Annotated in this window: 12 protein-coding genes; 3 read left to right on the forward strand and 9 right to left on the reverse strand. The window is 73.0% G+C overall.

Annotation, left to right across the window (positions count from 1 at the left end; translation table 11 throughout):
* Window positions 1–7: 7 nt before the first annotated feature.
* Window positions 8–1,057 carry a serine/threonine-protein kinase gene (locus OG900_25230; protein WUH95912.1) on the reverse strand — a complete coding sequence of 350 codons (1,050 nt, stop codon included), beginning with the start codon at window positions 1,055–1,057 and terminating at the stop codon, window positions 8–10.
* A 140-nt stretch (window positions 1,058–1,197) separates the two neighbouring features.
* Entirely contained in the window at window positions 1,198–2,730 is a 1,533-nt protein-coding gene (locus OG900_25235; protein WUH93094.1) for a CehA/McbA family metallohydrolase, read from the reverse strand.
* A 214-nt stretch (window positions 2,731–2,944) separates the two neighbouring features.
* Between OG900_25235 and OG900_25240 the strand changes: the two genes are divergently transcribed.
* Both OG900_25240 and OG900_25245 read left to right on the forward strand, forming a co-directional pair.
* Window positions 2,945–5,521, forward strand: a complete 2,577-nt coding sequence (locus OG900_25240; protein WUH93095.1) for a bifunctional FO biosynthesis protein CofGH — start codon at window positions 2,945–2,947, stop codon at window positions 5,519–5,521.
* A 304-nt stretch (window positions 5,522–5,825) separates the two neighbouring features.
* Entirely contained in the window at window positions 5,826–6,929 is a 1,104-nt protein-coding gene (locus OG900_25245) for an ADP-ribosylglycohydrolase family protein (GenBank protein ID WUH93096.1), read from the forward strand.
* Between the two features lie 81 nt (window positions 6,930–7,010).
* Here the strand turns inward: OG900_25245 and OG900_25250 are convergent, their stop codons facing one another.
* From OG900_25250 to OG900_25265, 4 genes are all read right to left on the reverse strand, one after another.
* Window positions 7,011–8,210: a PLP-dependent aminotransferase family protein gene (locus OG900_25250; GenBank protein WUH93097.1), complete on the reverse strand. Its 1,200-nt coding sequence runs from the start codon at window positions 8,208–8,210 to the stop codon at window positions 7,011–7,013.
* A 193-nt stretch (window positions 8,211–8,403) separates the two neighbouring features.
* Window positions 8,404–8,613: a DUF397 domain-containing protein gene (locus tag OG900_25255; protein WUH93098.1), complete on the reverse strand. Its 210-nt coding sequence runs from the start codon at window positions 8,611–8,613 to the stop codon at window positions 8,404–8,406.
* Between the two features lie 248 nt (window positions 8,614–8,861).
* Window positions 8,862–9,716 (reverse strand): helix-turn-helix transcriptional regulator, encoded by an 855-nt coding sequence (locus OG900_25260; GenBank protein WUH93099.1) that lies wholly within the window; start codon window positions 9,714–9,716, stop codon window positions 8,862–8,864.
* Between the two features lie 464 nt (window positions 9,717–10,180).
* A complete protein-coding gene (locus tag OG900_25265; GenBank protein WUH93100.1) occupies window positions 10,181–10,882 on the reverse strand; it encodes a GPP34 family phosphoprotein in 702 nt (233 codons plus the stop codon).
* Window positions 10,883–11,970: 1,088 nt separating this feature from the next.
* Between OG900_25265 and OG900_25270 the strand changes: the two genes are divergently transcribed.
* A complete protein-coding gene (locus OG900_25270) occupies window positions 11,971–13,482 on the forward strand; it encodes a hypothetical protein (GenBank protein WUH93101.1) in 1,512 nt (503 codons plus the stop codon).
* A gap of 423 nt (window positions 13,483–13,905) precedes the next feature.
* On the opposite strand, the gene OG900_25275 is transcribed toward OG900_25270, so the two are convergent.
* The 3 genes from OG900_25275 to OG900_25285 form a co-directional block, all read right to left on the reverse strand.
* Window positions 13,906–15,075, reverse strand: a complete 1,170-nt coding sequence (locus OG900_25275) for a winged helix DNA-binding domain-containing protein (protein ID WUH93102.1) — start codon at window positions 15,073–15,075, stop codon at window positions 13,906–13,908.
* A 63-nt stretch (window positions 15,076–15,138) separates the two neighbouring features.
* A complete protein-coding gene (locus tag OG900_25280; GenBank protein ID WUH93103.1) occupies window positions 15,139–17,436 on the reverse strand; it encodes a heavy metal translocating P-type ATPase in 2,298 nt (765 codons plus the stop codon).
* A gap of 37 nt (window positions 17,437–17,473) precedes the next feature.
* Window positions 17,474–17,728, reverse strand: coding sequence for a heavy-metal-associated domain-containing protein (locus OG900_25285; protein ID WUH93104.1), 255 nt, complete (start codon window positions 17,726–17,728; stop codon window positions 17,474–17,476).
* Between the last annotated feature and the right edge of the window lie 47 nt (window positions 17,729–17,775).

Here is a 17,775-nt window from a genome sequence, read left to right on the forward strand (position 1 = left end):
GCGCGGATCAGCGGGCCGTCAACTGCCGGACCCGCTCCAGCGGATACGGCGTCTGCGGCCTGCCGTCCTCCAACCCGCGGACGAAGTCGGTCAGCACCATGGCCAGCGGGGCGTGCCGGGCGATGAAGGCCGCGGGCACCGCGGGGATGCCGGTCGGGTCGGCGCCGGCGGCGAAGGTGCGCAGCAGCGCGTCGCGCTCGCTGCCGCGCGGCTCGTACAGCGCGGTGATCAGCCGGTGCACCAGAGTGGTGACGGTGTAGTCGCGGTCATAGGCCCGATGGTCGTCGAAGAAGTCGGCTTCGTCCTTCGCCAGGTCGAAACGCGAGGACAGGGCGAGGCCGAAGTCGGTGAAGTACAGGCGGCGGCCGTCGGTCAGGATGTTGCCGAAGTGGGCGTCGAAGTGCAGGAGCCCGCGGGAGTTCATGAAGGCCGCGCCGGCCGCCAGCTGGCGCTCCACTGTCGAGAAGGCCCGCTCAGCGGTCCGGCCGCCCGCCACGATCCGGGGCTTGAACCAGTCGTCCAGATTCCACGGGATGTACTCCAGGAAGAGCGCGAGGCTCGCCGTCGCCTGGTGGCGTTCCGTGACCAGGCGGCGTATTGCCGCGCCGCCGCCCCAACGGGCCACGGTCCTCTCCACGTCGGACAGCTCGTGGGGGACGGAGCCCTGTGCCGTGTCGGGCAGCACGCGCCAGTGGTGCATCAGCGGGAAGCCGGCGCAATGTCCGGCGACCACCCAGTCCGTGGTCATGGCGTGCGCGGCCAGTTCGCGCCACGCGCCGAAGCCGGGGCTGCCGCCGAAGCCGTAGTGGCAGAAGGCGGGCACGCCGAAGACGTTGGCAGTGGACCGGGCGCTTTCCGGGCGGGTCTCGAAGCCGGTGAGTGTCACGAGCTTGACGAAGACCTCGGTGCCGTCCACGTCGATCAGCGCGGTCCTGCCGCCGATGCCGGAGCCGAGCGGCGCGGCCGCCTCGACGACGTCCCGCAGCGCCTGGTCACTGTGCAGGGCCAGCGCGGTGGAGACGGCGCCGTGTCTGGCGAGCCGGGAGGGCCGGGACATGTCGCGGGACGTGGCTGGTCCGGCATCTGCTGCGGGCACGCGCTCTTGACCTCGATCCGTCGGGCGCCCGACCCCTGCGTACGCCTGCGCCCGACCCTGTCACATCGCGCAGGGGCCGGGCGCGGGCGCAATGCCGGTGCCTAGTCGCGGCCGAGCCAGATCGGGTTGGTGATCGCCGCGGCCGGGCCCGGGACGCCGGCCGGGGTGCCCGCGGGCGCCGGGTGGCGGACCTCGGCGCGGATGTACGCGGCGAGCGAGGCGGTGGTCTGCCAGCTGACCGTGCCCGACGCGGGCAGCGCCGCCGCGAGGACCTGGCCCTCGTCGGAGACCAGGCGCAGCAGCGAGTCGGCGGGGACGCCGGAGACGGTCAGGGCCACCGTCACCGCGGAGTCGGGCGCGACCGGCAGCCGGTCGCCGATACCCGCGTGCTCGCCGTGCGGACCCGACGCGGTGAAGGAGAGCTGGACGCCGGAATTCTCCGCGATCCAGGAGCGGCCGGCCCTGATGCCCGCCTGGAGGGCGTGCCGGTTGAGGCCGTCGGCCAGGACGACGGTCTGCGGGAGGCCGACGACGTCGGGGTCGCGGTGGGCGTCGGAATTGCCCATCGCCGGGACCCAGTGGCCGTCGCCGCGGCGGACCGCGCCGGTCAGCAGGTTGTCCCAGGTCAGCAGGGACACCTCGTCGTCGGCGGTCCAGGGGCCGTTCCAGACCTCGATGGCGTCGACGTTGTCGTAGCCGAACTTCCACTGGCTGGCCAGGCTCGTGCCGTACGGGTGGGCCGGCACCACGATGCCGCCCGCACGGCGGATCTGCCGGGCGAAGGAGTCGAAGGCGTCGTCGCGCGCCCGGTAGCGCCAGTCGACGAACTCGCCGCCGTCCAGGCCGATCGCCAGGTAGTGGCCGTTGCGGGTGGTCACCTCCTCGCCGGTCATGATCAGCAGATCATCGCCCGCCAGCGGGCCGAGGAAGGGGTGCGCGGAGCTGGTGTTGTGGTCGCTGGAGTTGATGAAGTCCAGCTTCGCCGCCCGCGCCAGCGCCGCCAGCTGCTCCAGGGTGCGCTTGCCGTCGGAGTGCACGGTGTGCAGGTGGCAGTCGCCGCGGTACCAGCCGCGCCCGCGCCCGGCGACCTGCTCCGGCGGGTAGTCGGGCTTCGGGGTGCGGCCCGCCTTGCCGGCCGTGAGGGTGACGGTCACCGAGTAGTCCAGGCCCTGCGGCGCCACCGTGTACGGCCCGAGGACGACGTACCAGGTGCCCGCCGAGACCGGCCCGGCCAGGTAGCCGGGCGTGGCCTCCTCCGCGCTGATCGCGAACTCGGTACGCGCCCCGCCCGACCAGCCGCGGAAGCCGCGCCCGCCGAGGGCCGTGCCGTGCTGGTCGAAGACGCCGATGTCGCACGCGTTGCCGAGGGTGCCGGCCGGCACGGCAGGCCGGTCATAGGTGTACGACACGGCGATCTGCCGGATCCCGCGCGGCACCTCGACCGGCAGGTACACGAAGTCGGCCACGCCGGTGGGGAGATGGCCGGTGACGGTCCTCGTCAGGTCGCCGCCCTGTCCCACCGGCCCGGACGGGGAGGAGCCGGAGTCGGCTGCGGCGAAGTCCACGGGTGCCAGCGTCATCACGCTGGTCGCTCCTGCCACGGCAGAGAGCTTCAGTACATCGCGTCGGTCCATGGCACGTACGGTCGTCCCGGCGGGTGACGCCCGGGTGGCCGTCCCCTGTGCGACGGGGGGCCGTCACCCGAACCCCCGGCCCCGGGCGGGGCCTTGTACGCGGGGCCTGGGCCCGCTACGGGCGTGATATTCCCGGGGGGCGGGAGAGATTGGCGACAGAGGGGCCCGGCGGCGGTGGCCGGGCAATGTCGCAGGGGCGACCTATGCTCGGGGGATGAGTACGCCGCAGCCCACCGCCAACGCCATGCGCCGCGCCCTGCACCGCGCCGCGGAAGGTGTCGCCCTCGACACGGGCGAGGCCGCCGTGCTGCTGCAGGCCCGCGGCGGCGACCTGGTGCGGCTGGCCGCGACCGCGGCCCGCGTGCGGGACGCGGGGCTGGAGGCGGTCGGCCGGCCCGGTGTCATCACGTATTCGCGGAAGGTCTTCATACCGCTGACGCGGCTGTGCCGGGACACCTGCCATTACTGCACCTTCGTGACGGTGCCAGGCAGGCTGCGCCGGGACGGCCACGGCATGTACCTGTCGCCGGACGAGGTGCTCGACATCGCCAGGCGCGGCGCGGAAGCGGGCTGCAAGGAGGCGCTGTTCACCCTCGGGGACCGCCCGGAGGACCGCTGGCCCGAGGCGCGGGAATGGCTGGACGCGCACGGTTACGACGACACCCTGGCGTATGTGCGCGCGATGTCGATCCGGGTGCTGGAGGAGACCGGGCTGCTGCCGCACCTCAACCCGGGGGTGCTGTCGTGGACGGATCTGCAGCGGCTCAAGCCGGTCGCGCCGTCGATGGGCATGATGCTGGAGACGACCGCGACCCGGCTGTGGTCCGAGCGCGGCGGCCCGCACTACGGCTCGCCCGACAAGGAGCCCGCGGTGCGGCTGCGGGTCATCGAGGACGCAGGCCGCTCCAACGTGCCGTTCACGACCGGCATCCTGATCGGCATCGGGGAGACCTACGAGGAGCGCGCCGAGTCGCTGTTCGCGATCCGCCGCACCGCCCGGCGCTATCACGGCGTCCAGGAAGTGATCATCCAGAACTTCCGGGCCAAGCCGGACACCGCGATGCGCGGCATGCCCGACGCGGAGCTGGAAGAGCTGGCCGCGGCCATCGCCGTGGCACGGGTGGTGCTCGGCCCGTCGGCCCGTATCCAGGCGCCGCCGAATCTCGTGGACGGCGAATACGCCCGCTTCATCGAGGCCGGCATCGACGACTGGGGCGGCGTCTCCCCGCTGACCCCCGACCACGTCAATCCCGAGCGCCCCTGGCCGCAGATCGACGACCTGGCGGCGCGCACAGCGGAGGCCGGCTTCGCCCTGCGGGAAAGGCTCACCATCTACCCGGAGTTCGTGCTGCGCGGCGAGCCCTGGCTCGACCCGCGCCTGGTCCCGCACGTCCGGGCGCTGGCCGATCCGGACACCGGGCTCGCGCGGGAGGACGCCGTGGTCGAGGGCCGGCCGTGGCAGGAGCCCGACGAGGCCTTCCCCGCCGCCGGCGGGCGTACGGACCTGCACCGCACCATCGACACCGAGGGCCGCACCGCCGACCGCAGGGACGACTACGACGAGGTCTACGGCGACTGGGACGAGCTGCGCGAGCAGGCCGCGCCGGGCATGGTGCCCGACCGGGTGGACGCCGACGTCCGCAAGGCGCTGTCCGTCGCCGCGGACGACCCGACGAAGCTCACCGACGCCGAAGCGCTCGCCCTGCTGCACGCGGACGGCCCGGCGCTGGACGCGCTGTGCCGGATCGCGGACGACCTGCGCAGGGACGTCGTCGGCGACGAGGTCACGTACATCGTGACGCGGAACATCAACTTCACCAACGTCTGCTACACCGGGTGCCGTTTCTGCGCCTTCGCGCAGCGCCGCACCGACGCCGACGCGTACACCCTCTCGCTCGACCAGGTCGCCGACCGCGTCGAGCAGGCCTGGGAGGTCGGCGCGACCGAGGTGTGCATGCAGGGCGGCATCCACCCCGACCTGCCGGGCAGCGCCTACTTCGACATCGCTCGGGCGGTCAAGGCCCGCGTCCCCGGCATGCACATGCATGCGTTCTCGCCGATGGAGGTCGTCAACGGCGCCACCCGCACCGGGATGTCGATCCGCGACTGGCTGGCCGCCGCCAAGGAGGCGGGCCTCGACTCGATCCCCGGCACGGCGGCCGAGATCCTCGACGACGAGGTGCGCTGGGTCCTGACCAAGGGCAAACTGCCCACCGCCACCTGGGTCGAGGTCGTCAGCACCGCCCACGAGCTGGGCATCCGCTCGTCGTCCACCATGATGTACGGGCATGTGGACCAGCCCCACCACTGGCTCGGCCATCTGCGGCTGCTGGCCGAGATCCAGCAGCGCACCGGCGGCTTCACCGAGTTCGTGACGCTGCCCTTCATCCACACCAACGCGCCGGTCTATCTCGCCGGCATCGCCCGCCCCGGGCCGACCGCCCGCGACAACCGGGCCGTCACCGCGATGGCCAGGCTGCTGCTGCACCCGCACATCACCAACATCCAGACCAGCTGGGTGAAGCTGGGCGCGGACGGCGCGGCCGAAATGCTCCGTTCGGGTGCCAACGATCTCGGCGGCACCTTGATGGAGGAGACCATCTCCCGCATGGCGGGCTCCGGCTACGGCTCCTACCGGTCGATCCGCGACCTGGAGGCCATCGCGGAGGCGGCCGGGCGCCCCGCCAGGCAGCGCACCACGCTGTACGGCGAAGTGCCCGCCGAGCGCATCGCGGCCGGCCTCGCGTCCGACGGCCACCTGCCGGAGCTGCTGCCGGTGCTGGGGGACTGAACCGGCGAAGAGGGGCAGTCCCGAAGGGGTGCGGGGAACCGCGCGCCCACCCCCACGCAGCGGCGCCGTGGAGTCCGCAGCCCCCGGCGTTTCCGCGTCGCGGCTTGCGCCCGTTTCGCGCATCGCAGCGAGCGCCCGTTTCGCGCCGGAGCGCACGCCGGGGAAATCGCGGGATCATCTCCCCGGACCCACCCCTTCCGGACAACCCTCACCTACCCCGCGCGCCCCTTCCGCTCCTGGCCATGTCGGCTATCGTGCAGGCGCAGAACGGGTTCGGATCGGGGGAAGATCGAAGGGGACCGCTTTGACCGCTGTCTGGGGACGCGCGCAGCAGCAGGACTTCCGCAGCCGCGTCCGTGGCTGTCTGCTCGGCGGGGCGATCGGCGACGCGCTCGGCGCGGGGATCGAGTTCGAGTCCCTCGAAGCGATCCAGGGCAACCACGGACCTGACGGGGTCACCGACTACGTCACCGCCTACGGTCGGCGCGGCGCGGTCACCGACGACACGCAGATGACGCTTTTCACCGTCGAGGGCCTGATACGCGCGCAGGTGCGCCGCGACACCGGCGCCTGGCACCCGCCCACCGACATCCACCGCGCGTACCGCCGCTGGGCGGCCACGCAGAGCGAGTGGGGCCCCGACGAGCGCCGCAAGGACGCGGGATGGCTCGCCCGCGAGGAGTGGCTCTACGCGCGGAGGGCGCCCGGCAACGCGTGCCTGAGCGGATTGTCGGACGACCGGATGGGCACCCTGGAGGAGCCGAAGAACCCCGGCTCCAAGGGCTGCGGCACGGTGATGCGCTCGGCGCCCTTCGGGCTGCTGGTCGGCTGGGAGCCGCAGCTGGTCTTCCAGCTCGCCGTGGAGTGCGCCGCGCAGACCCACGGCCACCCCACCGGCCAGCTGGCCGCAGGCGCCTTCGCCGTCATCATCCACGGGCTCGCCCGCGGCGAGGCGCTCGACGGCTCCGTCCAGCACGCCCTGGCCCTGCTGGGCGCGCGCCCCGGCCACCAGGAGACCACCGACGCGCTGCAGAGCGCGCTGGGCGCCGTCCGGCAGGGCATGCCGTCGCCGCAGCGCGTCGAGGCGCTGGGGGAGGGCTGGACCGCGGAGGAGTCGCTGGCGATCGGCGTCTACTGCGCCCTGGTCGCCGAGGACGTACGGCACGGGCTGCTGCTGGCCGTCAACCACTCGGGCGACAGCGACTCCACGGGGTCGATCTGCGGGAATCTGCTCGGCGTCCAGCACGGCGAGACTGCGCTGCCGCCGGCCTGGATAGCGGAGCTCGAAGGCCGTGCGACCATCCTCCAGCTCGCGGACGACTTCGCCATGGAGATGACGCAGGCGCCCGCCCTCCACGGCCCGGCGGGCGCCAGCCCCGCCTGGCTCGACCGCTACCCCGCCGCCTAGCACCCTCCGGCGGATCGTGTCACCCGGGGCGCGGGGCGCCGGCGGCCCGTCGGGCGGGCTCCGGCCTGGGGTCGGCGGCGGTCAGCGGAAGGTCAGCGCGAGACGGCGCAGCCCCTCGGCGATCTCCTCGGGCGTATGCGTGGTGAAGGACATCCGCAGCGTCGCCGGTTCGGCGTCCGCGGCGTAGAACGGGGCGCCCGGCACATAGGCGACGTCGTAAGTGATCGCGCTACGCAGTAGCGCGGTGGCGTCATGGCCCGCGGGCAGCCGTACCCAGAGGAACATCCCGCCCTCCGGCCGGTTCCATGTGCTGCCGGCCGGCAGCGCCGCGGGCAGCCCGGCGAGCAGCGCGTCACGGCGGGCCCGGTAGGCGGTACGCACCCGGACCAGATGCGCGTCCAGGTCGTTGTCCGCGAGGTAGCGGGCCGCGGCCGCCTGGTCCACCGTCGAGGTGTGCAGATCCGCCGCCTGCTTGGCGATCACGCAGGGCCGCAGCAGCGCCGCGGGCGCCCGCAGCCAGCCCAGCCGCATCCCGGGCGACATCACCTTCGAGAGGCTGCCCAGCAGCACCGTGCGGTCCGCGGCGGCCTCGTAGGAGGTGATCCACGGCCGGCGGTCGCCCTCGAAGCGCAGTTCCCCGTAGGGGTCGTCCTCGGCGATCCACAGCCCGTGCCGCCCCGCCACCTCGGCGACCGCGCGGCGGCGCTCGGTGGCCAGTGTGCGGCCGGTGGGGTTCTGGAAGTCGGGGATCAGGTAGAGCAGTTTGGGGCGCTCGCGCAGCACCAGCTCCTCCAGCGCGTCCGGCAGCACCCCGTCCTCGTCGGTCGGCACCGGCACGACCCGGGCGCCCGCGAAGCCGAAGCACTGCAATGCCGCCAGATACGTCGGACTCTCCACCAGCACCACGTCGCCCGGCTCCAGCAGCACCGTCGCCAGCAGCGCGAGGCCCTGCTGCGAACCGCCCGTCACCAGGATGCCGCCCGCGTCGGTGGCGAGCCCCCGGCGGGTCAGCCGGCCGGCCACCGCGGCCCGCAGCGCGGGATCGCCCTCGGTGGTCGAATACTGCAGCACGGTGGCGGCCCGCTCGGCCAGTACCCGGTCGTACGCCGCCCTGATGCCGTCGGCGTCGAAGAGCTCGGGCGCGGGCAGCCCGCCGGCGAAGGAGATCACCTCGGGCCGTGCGGTCAGCGCCAGGATCTCCCGTACCGGCGAGGCGGCGACGTCCCGTGCGCGGGCGGCGAGTGCGGGCGGTGCGGCGGCTGCTGCGGCGGGCGTCGTCATGTGCGGCAGCCTACGAAGATTCGATGTATTGTCCAGACACTTTCCGGCATCCGGTCGACGGCCGCCAGTCAACGGCCTCTGGGCGGCTCTGCCTTGCCGGCGGGGCCGGAAAAGCAGCGAGCCCTCTCGGCCAGGACGGCGGCCGGTCGAGAGGGCGGTTCGGTGGTGCTGTGCTGCGGTGGGAACCCGCGGGTCAGCGCAGGTCGTACGTGCCGTGGTCCACGTCGGAGACGAAGGCCGACCACGCTTCGGGGGAAAAGGTGAGCACCGGACCCTGCGGGTCCTTGGAGTCGCGGACCACGACGGCCGCGACAGCCGGGGACTTCACTTCAACACAGGCGCCGTTTCCGGTGGACCGCGAGGACTTCCGCCACGCGGGGGTGCTGCCCAGCTTGATTGCCATCTCTGCTCCGGTCTGTACTGATGACGGCGGCGGGGTGTACTCCGCAATGGGTCGAGCCGTGGAGATGAGGCGTACACCACCACCTGACTGTGCCCGACGCTACTCGCCAACATCACCGACCCGGTGGGGTCTTCACCCGACTAGGTGGCATATTCCTTGCAACTCTTGCCAGTTGGCCAGATCGTAGAGTATTTTGACCGCCTTCACCCCGAGGCGTCCCTGTCTGGTGCCGTACCGGCGCCGCCCGCTCAGACGTACCGCTGCGCCGCCTCGCCGATGAACTGCCGGGTGGCCTCCGCGCTCAGCGCCTGGGCCCGCAGGTGCTCGTACATCACGCTGTACGCCTGCACATCGGTGTCCTTCTCCAGGTACAGGTCGCTGTTCACGCCCTCCAGGTAGACCACCGTCGCGTCGGTGGCGTCGGTGAACTCCAGCACCGCGAACTGCCCGCTCAGCCCCGGGTGCGCGCCCGCCTCGAAGGGCAGCACCTGGACGGTCACGTGCGGCAGATGGCTCAAGTCCACCAGGTGCGTGAGCTGTTCGCGCATGATCCCGGCGTCGCCGACCTTGCGGCACAGCGCCGCCTCGTCCACCACCGCCCACATCCGCAGCGGCCCGTCGGGGTCGGTGATACGTTCCTGCCGGCGCATCCGGACGCTGACCCGCTTCTCGACCTGCTCCGGCGTCGCCTCCGGCAGATTGCCGGCGATCATCGCCGCGGCATATCCCGGGGTCTGCAACAGGCCGGGCACCACCTGGGGTTCGAAGACCCGCAGGCTCGCCGCCTCGGTCTCCAGGCCGATGTAGACGCTGTAAGGGATGTCGCCGAAGGCGTGCCACCAGCCCTGCTGGCGGGACTCCTTGGCCATCTGCATCAGCGACTCGACGATACGGACGTCCTCGACGCCGTACACCCCGCACAGATCACGGACATCGCGCTGACTGATACTGCGGCGGCCGTTCTCCAGGCGGCTGATCTTGGACTGGGAGACCAGGAGCCGGGCCGCGACCTCCTCGGCCGTCATCCCCTTCTCCTCGCGGAGCTTGCGAAGCTCCGACCCCAGACGGCGGCGCCTGACGGTGGGGTTGACGTTGGCGACCACAGGGACTGCACCTCCACGCTGATCCGTACTGATGGTCAGCAGCCTGCCACTAGCGGTCATCGCCGCGCTGGCGAATGGTCGTAACAAACTTGCCCGGTCCGCACGCCGGGGCGCGCGAATCGTTCCCGTGCGCCCCGGCGGCGCCGGAAAAAACGTGCCGCGCGGGGCGCCGGGCCCGGACATCTGTCCGGTGCCCGCCGCCCCGCGCGGCACAGCGGCTCCCGGAGGGGATCTCACTGCGGACGGGACCGGCTCCGCGGTGTCCCGTCCCTGCCGGCGGACACCGCAGCCCCGTCCTGCGTCGTTACGGGTCGCGCTGCGTTGCTTTTCGGGTGCTCACGTACTGCCGTGTGCTCGACGTGCCCGGCGTACGCGGTACGCCGTCGGTGTGCTCACTGTGCTCACTGTGCTCGGCTCTGCCTGGCTGTGCTGCTCGTGCTCGGTGTGCTCGGACGCGCTGAACGTCAGCGGGCACCGGCCCTGGCCATCGCGCCGTGACCCACCGTGCGCTGTGCTTGGGCGGGTGGGCGCTTGGGCTGTGCGGCCACGCCGTTCTGCACGTCCATCACGGCGTGCGCGACGAGTCCGCCCATCGGGTCGTACCTGATCAGGTCCCGCAGGCGCGATCGTGACGACCGGCCTTCGTTGCCCGGGTACAGATGCTTGCCGAGGCCCACGGAATGGGCGAGCGCGGCGAGCGCGGCGGTCCGCGGGTCCGGCGGCACGCCGGTACGGATCGCACTGTCCAGCCGGGATCTGATCTCCCGGCTGACCGCGCTGTCGGTCGCCTGATACCGAGTGGTCGGCAGTACCCCGCACATCTGACCCGGCACGGCATGCACCATGCCGCACCGCTCCAGGTGCGCGAGATACGTCTGGCGCAGCCCCAGTCGGGGCCCGCCGATCCAGTGGACCGCCCGCACCGGGCTGCCACGACGGCGCAGCAGCTCCAGGGCGGAGTCCAGAGTCGGATCTCCGGTCGGCCGTGGATGCACCACGGCGATACGATCCCCGTCAGGGGCTATCCGTCCTGCCAGGGCCAGCTCGACGAGCTGTGCTCCGGCGAGGCCGAGGTCGAGTGATTGCGGCTGCGCCGTGGTCCCGGTCGTCGGGTCCAGGGCGAGCAGCAACAGCTCTTCCGGAATTGTTCTGCGGCTCTTGCCCATCCATGCCTCCCCGCGTGGATGAATGACAGGGTGACGCCTCTCACACCGGCCTGTCGAGAGCGCCTTCTCCATATCGGCGGGAACCGGCTGGTATGTCGTTCTCGTCTACGGGGGCGGTGGTGGTGTCGCTGACAGCCTGCGGGCCCGGCGCGGGACTATTGCAAGTGTGGGTCAGGACGGGTAGGGGCATCATCGGGCGCCCCGAACGATGTGTGGAGGAGGTCTGCGTGGCGGGCGAGTCCCCCGGCAGGGAGCAGCAGCACGAGACGTCGGGGGAGGTGGCCGCGGCACAGGTCGCGGACCCGAGGCTGGTGGTGTTCCGTACGCCGGTTGAGGCGCGAGAGGCCGCTGTGGTGGACGCCGTGCCCGTACGGCATGACGGCACACCGGCCCGCGGCGTCCAGCTGGGCGACCCGGAATCGGCTGATCCTGGGGGCTCCGACGCGCGTTCGCACCGCGCCACCGCGTCCACCGAAAGTACGGTGACGGGTGCGCCGAGCGATGTGCCGGTCGTGGACGCGACCGCCGACGCGGCTGCGCCGTCCGCCCCGTCGACTCCGCGCGAGCCGGTCGCGGAGCCCCGGAAAACGGAACCAAATCGTGATCCGAAGACTGGGGCTGGGGAGACGGATGAGGCTTCTGGGGTGCCTGAGGTGAGTGAACTTTCAACTGAGGAAGCGGAGGCCGAGGCCGGTTCCGTGCCGGAGAGCGCTCCCGAGTCTGTGTCCCAGGACGCGCCGGGGCGCACTCCGGTGGCGGAGGAGGGCGCCCGGACGGCGGGCGACCGGGAGGGTGAGCTTTCGGCTCCGTCCGGGGAAGCGGAGGAGCCGGCCGCTGAGGCCGTCGAGGACGCCGTTGCGGACGCCCCTGAGACCTCTCCCGAGGACGCGGCCGGGGAGGCGCCCGAGGACGCTCCTGCGGACGTTCCGGCAGATGCCCGGACCGCCGCTCCCGAAGACACCCCGGCAGAACCGGCGGAAGCGGAATCCGACCCCGCGGCCGGGAAAGCGCCGGAAAGGCGGCCGGAAACAGCACAGGAAGCCGAGCCCGACGCCGGACCGGAGGACACCGGTGTGCACCGGGCCGCCGTGCGGAAGTCACTCCTGCGGCCCCTGGTGTCCGATCTCCCGGCCGAACGGCCCGTCGGGCGCACCGGACAGCCCGCGGCCGGCGTCGCGCCCGCCTGGGCCGCCTCCGCGCCCGCCGCGAGCCCCGCCGCGGAAGCCGATCAGGGCGCGATCGTCGGCCCTGAGGGGACGCGGTCCATGCCGGTGCCGCTCCCGCAGGTGCTGCCGCCCGGGTCCGGCCACACCGGTTCCACCCCGCTCAAGCTGCTCGCCCACCTCACCAACACCCCGCCGCCCCGGCAGACCGTGCTGCGCAGCGTCGCCCGGCGGTTCAAGATCTGGACCCCGCTGGTCGTGCTGCTCGCGGTGGTGTTCGTCGTCGTCCAGGCCGTACGCCCGGTGCCCGCCACCAGCCTGCAGCTGACCAGTGCGCCCTCGTACGCCTTCGCCGGCGCCCCGCTGCCCGCGTCGATGCCGTGGCCCGGCGAGGGCCAGTCCGTCGCCGAGGTCGAGGGCCTCGGCTCGCTCGGCGTGCACGGCGCCCAGACCCCGGTGCCGATCGCCAGCCTCACCAAGGTGATGACCGCCTACGTCGTGCTGAAGGACCACCCCCTCACCGGCAAGGAGAACGGCCCGCAGATCACCGTCGACCAGCAGGCCGCGAACGAGTCCGCGTCCGCCGACGAGTCGACCGCCCATGTGACGGTCGGCCAGAAGTTCACCGAGCGCCAGATGCTGCAACTGCTGCTGGTCCCCTCGGGCAACAACATCGCCCGGCTGCTGGCCCGCTGGGACGCAGGCACGCAGGATGCCTTCGTCACCAAGATGAAGGCCGCCGCGACGTCGCTCGGCATGGCCGACACCACGTACACCGGCGCCAGCGGCCTGGAGGAGACCACCGTCAGCACCGCGGTCGACCAGCTCAAGCTGGCCCGCGAGGTGATGAAGAACGAGGTCTTCCGCTCGGTCGTCGGGCTCCCGTGGGTCGTCGTCCCCGGCGTCGGCAAGATCTACAACAACAACAACGACCTGGTGAAGCCCGGCGTCATCGGCATCAAGACCGGGTCGAGCACACCGGCGGGCGGCGCCCTGATGTGGGCGGCGAACAAGAAGGCCGGCGGCAAGGAGCAGTTGATCCTCGGCGTCGTCCTCCAGCAGCACGGCGGCACCACCGTCAACGACAGCCTCGACGCCGCGCTGGCGCGCAGCCAGCAGCTCATCGAGTCCGTGCAGGGCGGACTGACGTCCGCGACGGTCGTCAAGAAGGGCGACGTCGTCGGCGAGGTCAGCGACGGGCTCGGCGGCAAGACGCCGGTCGTCGCCGGCGCCGACCTCACCACGGCCGGCTGGCCCGGCCTGCGCTCCACCATCACCCTCACACCGAGGGCCGGCGGGCTGCCCCACTCGGCCGAGGCGGGTGCCGTGGTAGGCACCCTCACCATCGGAACGGGTTCCGCCAGCGCCTCCGTCCCAGCCGTCCTCCAAACGGACCTGGCGTCCCCGTCCTTCACCTCGAAACTCACCCACTTCTGACGGTTCCCCACCCCCGGGTCGCTGCCTGCCACGGCCGGCGCGCCCCGGGGCGTGTGCCACTCGCGGTGGCGTTGCTCTCTTTCCCGCCTCGTCGGCGGGGCGCTCCGTTCTCCCCCAGCGCTTCGCCTGGGGGTACCCCCACGCGCCCCTGAAAAACGCTCACCCTCTGGCCAAGGGGCCGCTGGCAGGGGCAAACGCCGAGCGCGGGTGGACGCAGGCCAAAAGGGGCGCGGGGAACTGCGCGACAAGCCACGACGTGCCCGCAGGCAAGCAACGCCACCGCAAGTGGCAATCACCTGGGGGCGCGGGGAACTGCGCGAAAAGCCCCCACCGGGCGGCAGCCGAGGGACGCACCGCAAGGGGCAATCACCCCACGGCGCGCGGCCGGCCGCGGCGGGACGTCACCCGGGCCAGCCGCCAGGGCTACGCGCTGAGCGCCCGCTCCAGCGGAGTGCGAAAGCGCGGCGTCACCCGCGCAGACCCCAGCAGCGCGCCAAGCGCATGCGCGGCCTCGCCGACCGCCGCGTCAGCCGCCGCGCCGCGGTCGGCGAGCCGCCGCCAGACCACGGAGCCGTCGGCGCGCTGCGCCCACCCCCCGATGACCTCGCCCTCCCACCACACCGTGGGCCCGATGTTGCCGGTGCGGTCGAAGAGTTCGCCGTAGGAGTCCGGGAGGAACCAGGCGCGGTCCTGCCACCCCATGGGAGCGGGGTCGAGAGCGGGGAGCAGTTGGGCCGCGGGCGGCCCCGCGGGCGCGTCGGACGGGTCGGCGTCGCCCGGGAGGACGTATGCGGTGGCGCCGTCGTCCAGGACGACCGCCTGGGCCCCGACCGCCCCGAGCGCCTTGCGGGTCTCGCCCAGGGTCCAGCCCGTCCACCACTTGAGGTCGGCCTCGCTGCCGGGCCCGTACGCCCCCAGCCAGGCCTTCGCGACCGCGGCCCGCGCGGGCTCCGCGGGGACCTCCGGCAGCGGTTCGGCCTTCGCCCAGCGGAATTGCCCGCTGGTCCAGGACCCGGCGGGCTTGCGCCGCTCGATCCGTCCCTCCGCGGCCATCGTGCGGATGATCCGGCTCGCGACGTTCTGCTTGGCCTCGTACGGCTTGCCCCGGGCGACGACGACCTGTTCGCGCAGCCGCGGTACGAGCCGGGACAGTTCTGCGCCGCTGCTCTCCGGGTGCGCGGCCAGTACCGCGGCGACCTCGGCCTCGACGTCGTCGAGCCACGCGGCGTCCCAGCCGCCGCCGTCCGCGAGGAAAGCGAGCAGGCCCTTGCGCTCCTTGGCCGCGATGCCGCGCCCTGCGGCGGCGTAGACCTCGGGCGCGAAAGCGCGTGGGACGACGAACATCGTGCGGCGCATCGCGAGCATCCGGGTGAGCCCCGGAGGCTGCGCGTACAGCTCCCGCTCCACGGCGGGGACGGCGCCGGCAGGGTCGCCCAGCCGGGCGGCGACGGCGAGGTACACCGTCACCGGATCCGTCGCGTGGACGGCGACCAGCCGCTCCACCACGTCGCCGACCCCGCCTGCCCGCGCCCCGAGCCGCGCCACTGCCCGTGCCCGCCGTGCCTCCGTCGAAAACCGCAGTGCCTGTGCCATTCGGTCATTCTGACCGCCCGTTCCCGGCGGCGTGGCATATTGCGCAGGCCCCTGCGCTCCGCCTCACTCGGCCAGCGGCGAGAAGGTCCGCAGCCGCAGGCTGTTGCCGACCACGAAGACCGACGAGAAGGCCATCGCGGCCCCCGCGATCATCGGATTGAGCAGCCCGGCGGCGGCCAGCGGCAAGGCCGCGACGTTGTAGGCGAACGCCCAGAACAGATTCGCCTTGATCGTCGTGAGCGTCCGCCGCGCCAGCCGGATCGCGTCCGCGGCGACCCGCAGGTCCCCGCGGACGAGCGTGAGGTCGCCCGCCTCGATCGCCGCGTCCGTCCCCGTCCCCATCGCGAGCCCGAGGTCCGCCTGCGCGAGCGCGGCCGCGTCGTTGACGCCGTCGCCGACCATGGCGACCGTGCGGCCCTCGGCCTGGAGCCGCCGGATGACGGCGACCTTCTCCTCGGGGAGGACTTCGGCGTGGACATCTGCCGCGTCGATGCCCACCTCCGCGGCCACCGCCGCGGCGACGGCCGCGTTGTCCCCGGTGAGCAGGACCGGCCGCAGCCCGAGCGCGCGCAGCCGGCGTACGGCCTCCGCGCTGTCCGCCTTGACGGCGTCGGCGACGACCAGGACGGCCCTGGCGCGGCCGTCCCAGCCGACGGCCACCGCCGTGCCGCCACCGGCCTGCGCGGCGGCCTTGGCACGTACCAGCTCCGGCGGCAGCGGCTGCGACCGGTCGCGCAGCAGCTGCTCGCGCCCGACCAGCACCGTGCGGCCGTCCACCACGCCCTGGACGCCGAGGCCCGGCAGGTTGGTGAAGCCGCCGACGGCGGGCAGCTCGCCGACCCGGTCCGCTGCCCCCGCGGCGACGGCCCGCGCGACGGGGTGCTCGGAGGCGTGCTCCAGCGCGCCCGCGAGCCGCAGCACGTCCCCTTCGTCGACGCCGTCTGCGAGCAGCACACCGGTCAGCGTCATCGCACCGGTGGTGACCGTGCCGGTCTTGTCGAGCACGATCGTGTCGACGGCCCGGGTCGACTCCAGGACCTCGGGGCCCTTGATGAGGATGCCGAGCTGGGCGCCGCGCCCGGTGCCGACCATGAGCGCGGTGGGCGTCGCGAGCCCCAGGGCGCAGGGGCAGGCGATGATCAGTACGGCGACGGCGGCGGTGAAGGCGGCCTCCGCGCCCTCGCCGAGCGCCAGCCACGCCGCCAGCGTCCCCAGCGCCAGCACGATGACGGTGGGCACGAAGACCCCGGAGATGCGGTCGGCGAGTCGCTGGGCGGCTGCCTTGCCGTTCTGCGCGTCCTCCACCAGCCTGGCCATCCTGGACAGCTGGGTGTCCGCGCCGACCCTGGTGGCCTCCACGACCAGCCGCCCGCCGGCGTTCACCGTGGCGCCGGTGACCCGGTCGCCGGGGCCGACCTCGACCGGCACCGACTCGCCGGTGAGCATCGACGCGTCGACGGCCGAGGTGCCGTCCCTCACCAGGCCGTCGGTGGCGATCTTCTCGCCCGGCCGCACGACGAAGTGGTCGCCGACCGCCAGGTCGCCGATCGGGATCCGCGTCTCACCGCCGGAGCGCAGCACCGCCACGTCCTTGGCGCCGAGTTCGAGCAGCGCCCGCAGCGCGGCGCCGGCCCGGCGCTTGGCGCGCGCCTCGAAGTAGCGGCCGGCCAGGAGGAAGGCGGTGACCCCGGCGGCCGCCTCCAGGTAGATCTCGCTGCCGCCCTGGGAGCGGGACACCGTCAGCCGGAAGGCGTCGGTCATACCCGTCATCCCCGCGTCGCCGAAGAAAAGCGCCCACAAGGACCAGCCGAAAGCGGCCAGCGTGCCGACCGAGACCAGGGTGTCCATGGTGGCGGCGCCATGCCGCAGATTCGTCCAGGCGGCGCGGTGGAAGGGCCACCCTGCGTAGACGACGACGGGCGAGGCCAGGGTCAGCGACAGCCACTGCCAGTTGTCGAACTGCAGGGCGGGCACCATGGCGAGCACGATCACCGGGACGGCCAGCACGACCGCGGTGGTCAACCGCTGGCGCAGCGACGTCAGCTCGGCGTCGGCCGCCGGAGCGCCCGCGTCCTGCGGCACCCGGGCGGTGTCGGAGGCGGGCGGTGGGAGGAGCGCTGCGGTGTAGCCGGTGGCCTCGACCGTCGCGATCAGGTCGGCCACGGCGACGCCGTCGTCGTAGCCGACCTTCGCCTTCTCGGTCGCGTAGTTGACGGTGGCGGTGACGCCGTCCATGCGGTTGAGCTTCTTCTCGACCCTGGCGGCGCAGGACGCGCACGTCATGCCGCCGATCTCCAGCTCGACCCACCGGCCGGCCTGCTGCCCGCCGCCGTTCCCGTGCCGTACGTCCATGGTGCTCATACCGCTCCCCTTGCCGCTCCCCCCTCGCCGTATGCGGTCAGGCCCGCCCGACCAGCTCGTAGCCCGCCTCGTCGACCGCCGCCCGTACCCTTTCGTCGTCCACCGAGCCTTCCGAGCCGATGGTCAGCAGACCGGTCGAGGCGACCGCCTTCACGGAGATGACGCCGGGGATCGCGGTGACCTCGCGGGTGACCGCGGACTCGCAGTGGCCGCAGCTCATTCCGGACACCGAGTAGACGACATCGCTCATGGTCCTGCTCCTCGTCTCGTGGCCGGGGACGGCTCGTTCCATCCCCTCTCTTCGCCAGCTTATACCCCCCCTGGGTATTCCGACGAAGA

The organism is Streptomyces sp. NBC_00433 (genome assembly GCA_036015235.1).
In the GTDB taxonomy this organism is placed as follows: Bacteria; Actinomycetota; Actinomycetes; order Streptomycetales; family Streptomycetaceae; genus Actinacidiphila.